The following is a 4,813-nucleotide window of genomic DNA, read 5'->3' as shown; positions in this document are numbered from 1 at the left end:
GGACCGCAGCTGCTGCGGTCCTGTCCGGGCTTCTCTATCTCGCGGATTCCCCTTCTCTATCTCGGCAGCTACCAGGACCAGCCGCGGGCGCTGAGCTCCAGCTCCTCGCGGAGCCGCTCGGCGGACTCGGCGCGCTCGCCGGCGCGCATCGGCAGGTCGACGACGCTCAGCCCGGCGAGGCGGCACGCCTCGCGCAGCAGGGCGTCGTAGGCGCCCTGCGCCGCGCGGGCGTGGTGGGCGCGGGCGTAGACCTGCGGGTCGTCGTCGATGGCCCGCAGCTCGCGAGCCAGCTCCCCCAGGCGCACCTGGACGGTGAGTGTCAGGAGCGGGTCGGCGGCGGGGGCACGACGACGGTGCGCCCGGCGGGCGGCGGCATCGCGGTGGGCGTCCGAGCGCAGCCACGAGCGGGCGGCGACCGTCGCGACCAGCGCGAACGACGCCGTCACGAGCGCCAGCTGCCACGTCATCGGAGCACCACCTCCGCACCGATTTCAGCCTATGCCGGGCGCCGCCCGCACGCGACAATCGACGGCATGCCGGCGCACCGCCCGATCCTGGCGACCCTCGTCGCGCTGGTCACGCTGCTCCTGGCGGCGTGCGGCTCCGCCGGGCCGCCGCAGGCCGACGAGCAGCCGCTGGTGCTCGCGGCCGCCGAGCCCCTGGCGGCCGGCACGGTCGGCGCGGTCGACGTCGCAGGCCGGCCCGTCGAGGTCCACGTGCCACCCGGGTACGACGCCACGCGCCCCGCGCCCCTGCTCGTCGTCCTGCACGGCTTCGGCTCCGACGCCGCGCGCGTCGACGCCCTGCTCGGCCTGCGTGCCGACGCCCTCGCGCGGGGCGTGCTCTACGCCCTCCCCCAGGGCACCGAGGGTCCCGACGGACGCCGGTTCTGGAACGCGAGCGACGCCTGCTGCGGCGTCGACCGCGGGGGCGTGGACGACTCCGCCTACCTCGCGCAGGTGATCCGCACGCTGGCGGCCACGTACGCCGTGGACCCCGACCGCGTCGCGGTGGTCGGGTACTCCAACGGCGGCTTCATGGCCTACCGCACGGCGTGCGACCACGCGGACCTCGTGTCCGTCGCGGTGTCCCTCGCCGGCGCGATGCCGGCGGACGACGGCGCCTGCCGGCCGTCCCGCCCGGTGAGCGTGGTGCAGGCGCACGGCACCGCCGATCCCGTGATCCTCGCGGGCGGTGGTCTCCGCGACGGGCACGCCTATCCGGCGGCGGCGGAGTCGGCCGCCGCGTGGGCGCGTCTCGACGAATGCGCGGCGCCCACCACCGCTCCCGTCCGGCGGGACCTCGACAGCGCGGTCCCCGGCCCCGAGACCACCGTGACGACGTGGGCCGGGTGCGCGGGCGGCGCCACGGTCGAGCTGTGGTCGATCGCGGGCGCGGACCATGCGCCGACCCTCGCCCGGTCGTTCACGACGGCGGTGCTCGACCTCGTGACCGGCGGTCGCTGACCTCCCGCGACCCGGGCCCGCCTCGACGAAGGCTCGCCTGGCCTTGCTGGCGGTCGCCGGGAAGGCTCCTTAACCTGGAATGGTTCAAGCGAGCGATCGTCAACGGAAGCGAGGTTCACACCCATGACCACTCCCACGATGAAGCGCAACACCCCCCGCGCCGAGGCGTCCGACAAGCTCCGCACCCACCTGCAGCGCGTGCTCGTCGCGCTGGTCGACCTGCACGTCCAGGGCAAGCAGGCGCACTGGAACGTCACCGGCCGCGGCTTCCGCGACCTGCACCTGCAGCTCGACGAGCTGGTCGACGTCGCACGGGAGCACAGCGACACCGTCGCCGAGCGGCTCCGCGCCCTGCAGGCCGTGCCCGACGGCCGCACCGAGACCGTCGCCACCACCACCGACCTGTCGCCCTACCCCGCCGGCCTCGTGTCGGTGGAGGACACGGTCGACGCGATCGTCGAGCGCGTCGCGCAGACCGTCGAGGTCGCCCGTGAGGTGCACGACGACGTCGACGCCGAGGACCCGACGACCGCCGACCTGCTGCACGAGATCATCACCGACCTCGAGAAGCAGGCCTGGATGATCTCGTCGGAGAACACCGAGGTCTGACGACCCCGGGGCGCGGCCGCACCGGCCACCAGCCCCGCTCACGACGACGGCGCGACCCCGCCCGGGGGCCGCGCCGTCGTCGTTCGTCCTGCGGGGAGGACCTCAGATGACGCCGAAGGCGATCATCGCGTCGGCGACCTTGGTGAAGCCGGCCACGTTGGCGCCGACGACGTAATCGCCGGGGGCCTCGTACTCCTCGGCCGTGGCGAGGCAGTTGTCGTGGATGCCGGTCATGATCTCGGCGAGGCGGGACTCGGTGTAGTCGAAGCTCCACGAGTCGCGCGACGCGTTCTGCTGCATCTCCAGCGCCGACGTCGCCACGCCGCCCGCGTTCGCGGCCTTGCCCGGCCCGAACAGCACGCCGGCGTCGCGCAGGAGCGCGACGGCCTCCGGGGTGGTCGGCATGTTGGCGCCCTCCGCGACCGCGTGCACGCCGTTCGCGACGAGCTGCTTGGCGTCTGCCTCGGAGAGCTCGTTCTGGGTGGCGCAGGGCAGCGCGACGTCCGTCGGGACGTCCCAGATGCTGCCGTCGGACACCAGGCGGGCGCCGGGGCGCCGGTCGACGTAGTCGGACACGCGGCCGCGCCGGACCTCCTTGACCTCCTTGAGCAGGTCGAGGTCGATGCCCGCCTCGTCGACGACGTAGCCCGACGAGTCGGAGAACGTGATGACTCGGCCGCCGAGCTGCTGCGCCTTCTCGGCCGCGTAGATGGCGACGTTGCCCGAGCCGGACACCGAGACGCGGCGGCCGTCGAGGCTCTCGCCCTTCGTGCCGAGCATGCTCTGCGCGAAGAGCACGGCGCCGTAGCCCGTCGCCTCGCGGCGCACCAGCGAACCGCCCCAGGTGAGGCCCTTGCCGGTGAGGACGCCCGACTCGTAGCGGTTGGTGATCCGCTTGTACTGGCCGAACAGGTAGCCGACCTCGCGGGCGCCCACGCCGATGTCGCCGGCGGGCACGTCCGTGTACTCGCCGATGTGGCGGTACAGCTCGGTCATGAACGACTGGCAGAACCGCATGACCTCGCCGTCGGAGCGGCCGCGGGGGTCGAAGTCGGAGCCACCCTTGCCGCCGCCGATCGGCAGGCCGGTGAGGGCGTTCTTGAAGATCTGCTCGAAGCCGAGGAACTTCACGATCCCCAGGTACACCGAGGGGTGGAAGCGCAGGCCGCCCTTGTACGGGCCGAGCGCCGAGTTGTACTCGACGCGGAAGCCGCGGTTGATGCGCACGCGGCCCGTGTCGTCGACCCACGGCACGCGGAAGATGATCTGCCGCTCGGGCTCGCAGATGCGCTCGAGGACGGCGGCCTCGACGTACTGCGGGTTCTTGCGCAGCACCGGGCCGAGCGACTCGAAGACCTCGCGTACCGCCTGGTGGAACTCCACCTCGCCGGGGTTGCGACGCAGCACCTCGGCGAACACAGGCTGCAGACGGTCTTCCATGGGGGCTCCTCCCGAGTTCTGGGGAGCGCGCCCGCGGGGCCCGAAGGGCGGCACGGCACACGCACGACCATCGCAGCCTAGACGTTCCCGAGACACCGTCTCACGCCGCGAGACGGTGTCCACGGGGCGGGCCGCGCTCCCGCCGCCCCGGCCCTCATCCGTTCGGATGAGCTTCCCCGCCCCGGCCGTCCGATGCCCGGCGCGCACCCCGCGCCGCACGCTGGACGCCGGAGCCGAGACACGGCTCGCGCACGGACGTCAGGAGAGCTCGATGACCAAGCGACTCGTCGCCACGATCACCGCCGCCGCGGCCCTGGGTGGCCTCGGCCTCGTGGGGGCCCCGCCGGCACTCGCCCACCACGACGACGGGAACGGGCACGGCCGTCCCGCGTCGTACGCCCTCACCGGCGACCCGGAGAGCAGCCGGTTCGAGGGCATCGGCGCCGACCAGCGCCGCGGCGCCTTCTACGTGAGCGAGGTCACCGGCGGCGAGATCCACCGCGGCGACGTCCGGGACGGGCAGACGGAGGAGTGGCTCCCCGCGGGCGCCGACGGCCGGACCACCGCGCGCGGCATCACCGTGGACGGCGACGGCAACGTCTACGTCGCCGGCGGGCCCAACGGCCTCACGGGCGACCGGCCCGACCTGTGGGTGTACTCCCCCGAGGGCGAGCTGCTCGCCGCGCTGCGCGTGCCCGCCGACGAGGCGTTCCTCAACGACGTCGCGATCGGGCCCGACGGCGCCGCGTACTTCACCGACTCGAACGACCCCCGCATCTACCGGGTCGCGCAGGGGGCCGACGGCTGGGAGGCCGAGGTCTGGGCCGACGCCACCGGCACGATCGAGCGCCAGGAGGGCTTCAACCTGGGCGGCATCGTGCTGTCCGCCGACCGCAGCGCCTTCGTCGTCGCGCAGGGCAACACGGGCGACCTGTGGCGGTTCGGGTTCGACGGCTCGGTCGACGCGATCGACACCGGCGCCGCGGACCTGGTGAACGCCGACGGCCTCGTGCGCCAGGGCAACCGCCTCACGGTGGTCCGCAACTTCGACCACGCGCTCGCCACGCTGCGCCTGTCGGCCGACGGCGCGCGGGCCCGCTTCGTGGGCGAGCGGGCCACCGACCCGTCGAAGGTCTTCACCACGGCCAAGGAGCTGCGCGGCCGCATCCTCTTCGTCGAGAGCGAGTTCGGCGATGGCCCCGCGACGCCGCCCTACCAGGTGACGACGAACCCCTTCGCCGGCTGACGGCCCCGCCGATGTAGAGAAGGCGAACCCGCGAGATAGAGAAGCCCGGACG

The 4,813-nt window shown here is 73.8% G+C and carries 5 protein-coding genes; 3 read left to right on the top strand and 2 right to left on the bottom strand.

Annotated features, from left to right (window positions below; genetic code table 11):
• Nucleotides 1–68: 68 nt before the first annotated feature.
• Nucleotides 69–467 (bottom strand): hypothetical protein, encoded by a 399-nt coding sequence (locus tag ACFUVW_RS19635; protein WP_430572978.1) that lies wholly within the window; start codon nucleotides 465–467, stop codon nucleotides 69–71.
• Nucleotides 468–533: 66 nt separating this feature from the next.
• Here ACFUVW_RS19635 and ACFUVW_RS19630 point away from each other — a divergent pair, with 66 nt between their 5' ends.
• The gene (locus ACFUVW_RS19630) at nucleotides 534–1,466 is read left to right on the top strand and encodes an alpha/beta hydrolase family esterase (RefSeq protein ID WP_430572977.1); all 933 of its coding nucleotides are present in this window, start codon (nucleotides 534–536) and stop codon (nucleotides 1,464–1,466) included.
• Nucleotides 1,467–1,589: 123 nt separating this feature from the next.
• A complete protein-coding gene (locus ACFUVW_RS19625; protein ID WP_430572976.1) occupies nucleotides 1,590–2,075 on the top strand; it encodes a Dps family protein in 486 nt (161 codons plus the stop codon).
• Nucleotides 2,076–2,177: 102 nt separating this feature from the next.
• Here ACFUVW_RS19625 and gdhA read toward each other — a convergent pair whose 3' ends face one another.
• The gene (gene gdhA, locus ACFUVW_RS19620) at nucleotides 2,178–3,515 is read right to left on the bottom strand and encodes an NADP-specific glutamate dehydrogenase (protein ID WP_430572975.1); all 1,338 of its coding nucleotides are present in this window, start codon (nucleotides 3,513–3,515) and stop codon (nucleotides 2,178–2,180) included.
• Nucleotides 3,516–3,786: 271 nt separating this feature from the next.
• Between gdhA and ACFUVW_RS19615 the strand changes: the two genes are divergently transcribed.
• Entirely contained in the window at nucleotides 3,787–4,761 is a 975-nt protein-coding gene (locus tag ACFUVW_RS19615) for an SMP-30/gluconolactonase/LRE family protein (protein ID WP_430572974.1), read from the top strand.
• The last annotated feature ends 52 nt before the right edge of the window (nucleotides 4,762–4,813 follow it).

Source organism: Isoptericola sp. NPDC057391 (assembly GCF_042668085.1).
Lineage (GTDB): Bacteria > Actinomycetota > Actinomycetes > Actinomycetales > Cellulomonadaceae > Isoptericola.
This window is presented reverse-complemented; position numbering and strand designations above follow the sequence as displayed.

Excerpts from the sequence above, each read along its gene's own strand:
- ACFUVW_RS19615 (WP_430572974.1), top strand. The coding sequence starts at position 3,787 with ATGACCAAGCGACTCGTCGCCACGATCACCGCCGCCGCGGCCCTGGGT.
- gdhA (WP_430572975.1), bottom strand. The coding sequence starts at position 3,515 with ATGGAAGACCGTCTGCAGCCTGTGTTCGCCGAGGTGCTGCGTCGCAAC.
- ACFUVW_RS19625 (WP_430572976.1), top strand. The coding sequence starts at position 1,590 with ATGACCACTCCCACGATGAAGCGCAACACCCCCCGCGCCGAGGCGTCC.
- ACFUVW_RS19630 (WP_430572977.1), top strand. The coding sequence starts at position 534 with ATGCCGGCGCACCGCCCGATCCTGGCGACCCTCGTCGCGCTGGTCACG.
- ACFUVW_RS19635 (WP_430572978.1), bottom strand. The coding sequence starts at position 467 with ATGACGTGGCAGCTGGCGCTCGTGACGGCGTCGTTCGCGCTGGTCGCG.